This is a genomic window from Streptococcus sp. 1F3 (assembly GCF_054968985.1).
The window spans coordinates 1-1948 of the sequence record NZ_JBUEQR010000042.1 but is presented as its reverse complement, the minus strand read 5'-3'; the positions used below and the strand labels follow the sequence as shown (position 1 = coordinate 1948).

Sequence of the window (1948 nt, the reverse complement as noted above, 5' to 3'; positions counted from 1 at the left end):
GGAGAAACCTTCTTCGGAATTGGAGCGCAGCCCTTGCCAAAACCTTGAAGCATGTGTGTACGACAGCTAAGAGGATTGGCAAGCAGATTGTAAAAGCTGCCAAGAAGATTGACTGGAAGAAAGTAGCGATTGTCGCAGTGGCTACCGTAGCAGCAGTAGCTGTCACAGTAGCGACAGCAGGAGCAGCAGGTCCACTTATTGCGGCAGGTGTCAGCGGTCTTGGTTTGAGCGGAGCCGCCGCAACTGTTGTGACTGCTGCAGCGGTCGGAGCTGTTTCGGGCGCAGCAGGTGGAGCAGTTAGTGGATTTACTACTAGTGTTCTTTCAGGCGACAAGCCAAAAGATATTCTTGCGAATACTTGGAATGGAGCCAAGAGTGGTTTTGCCTCAGGAGCTTTAACAGGAGGTCTTCTTGGAGGCTTCAGTTCAGCAACTTCTTCAGTGAGTGCTCCGGTAGCTCGTTATGTGGTAGATACCTTTGGGGAAACCGCAGTTGATACGATTGCGGATGCGGCACAGGGTGGTAAAGTTACTCCAGGTAGCATTATGACTAGCCTAGCGATTAATGCGGTATCTGAAGGAATCTCAGCTCGAGGAGCTAAGGCAGATGTAACAAGGAATAAGCCGAAAGCAGGAGATGTAGCAGTTACGAAATCTCGCAAGGATACAACACCTGTTCAACAGTTAGCATTGCCTGGGCCGACAATATTATCTCCTAAGACGGACTTTTATGTAGCGCCAGATGGTACTGCATTGCCTGCAACAGGGTATCGGTACATGGATTCTAAATATGCGGAACAGACAATGAGGACGAAGCAGGCTCCTGGTGGGTATATAGGATTTTCTAAGTTTGATTCAGCTAAGCAAGTTCAAGATGCTTATCAGATTTCCCACGATTGGAGTGATACTAAACTTCGTGGTGAATTTGATACTTTACAAATATTTGATAATGCGAGAGTGCCAAGGGCTTATGGTGATAAAGTAGGTGAAGTATTAGAGCCCTTAACTAATGTTTATCCTGAATTCGGTACAGGGGGATATCCGCAGTTAATTACAGATAAGACGAAAGATATCAATTTTAGAGATGTAACAATAATAGGAGATTAATTTAATGTTGACTTACTCAGAAGCAGAAAATATTTTATTATATATTTTAGATGACTATATAAAAGAGTCTGAAGAAAAAAAACTAATTCTAGAGTTGATTGAAACAGGATCATGGCGGGCAGCAATATACGAAATTGATAAAAAAAAATGCAAATCATTAACAAAAAATGATCGTAAGAAATTAGAAGATATTTTTGGATTGTATTGCTAGTTTGATAGCTGTTCCAATATTTTGGGGAAAATCATGTTTTACATGTCTGTGGTACGAAACCTTGTAAGGATATGATACTTGTTTAGTGATTAGCATTGTTTGAACCGCGACAAGTAAACCTTTGCTGTTAGTAGCACCTAAACCAAATTTAGGCGCTACTAACCCAAGGCATTACAAAAACACTCCATTAAATATAAGTATCATTAGAAATAATACTGTATATGAAGTAGTGTTTCGTGGTGCTGTTGGCGCTTGAGCTAGTCGTCGAGGACTTTGAAAACGCTAGAGACGGTTTTATCGTTTTCCGTCTTCTCTTTCCTAGCTCCCCGCCACCTATGGAGCTTCTCTCCATAGGTATTTTCCACATCACCACTATTCTTTTAAAAGTTGTCATATAAAAGCAAAATAAGGAATAAAACTGTTCTACTGACTTTATTCGTAAAAGTAAACTAAAAATACAGAAAGATAAAAATTTTTTACTTATGTAGAACATGTCCCGTAATATACTGATTATCTAGATTAAGTAGAGACCAATAACGGGCAATCCTTTTGCCTACAATGGGGAAGCTCGTGATATTACAGGATTCGACTACCTACGTGCAAGGTACTACGATAGCCAAGCAGGTACTTT

At 41.0% G+C, this 1948-nt stretch carries 2 protein-coding genes; both read left to right on the top strand.

Features of this window, described 5'->3' with window-relative positions; translation table 11 throughout:
• On the top strand, window positions 1-1106 hold a 1106-nt coding region (locus ACVPON_RS04110; protein WP_462876449.1), incomplete at its 5' end, for a hypothetical protein.
• A gap of 4 nt (window positions 1107-1110) precedes the next feature.
• On the top strand, window positions 1111-1317 hold the full coding sequence (locus ACVPON_RS04105) for a hypothetical protein (RefSeq protein ID WP_462876447.1): 207 nt from the start codon (window positions 1111-1113) through the stop codon (window positions 1315-1317).
• The last annotated feature ends 631 nt before the right edge of the window (window positions 1318-1948 follow it).

What these genes read in the sequence shown, in the direction of transcription:
- ACVPON_RS04105 (WP_462876447.1), top strand. Translation starts at nt 1,111, where the DNA reads ATGTTGACTTACTCAGAAGCAGAAAATATTTTATTATATATTTTAGAT.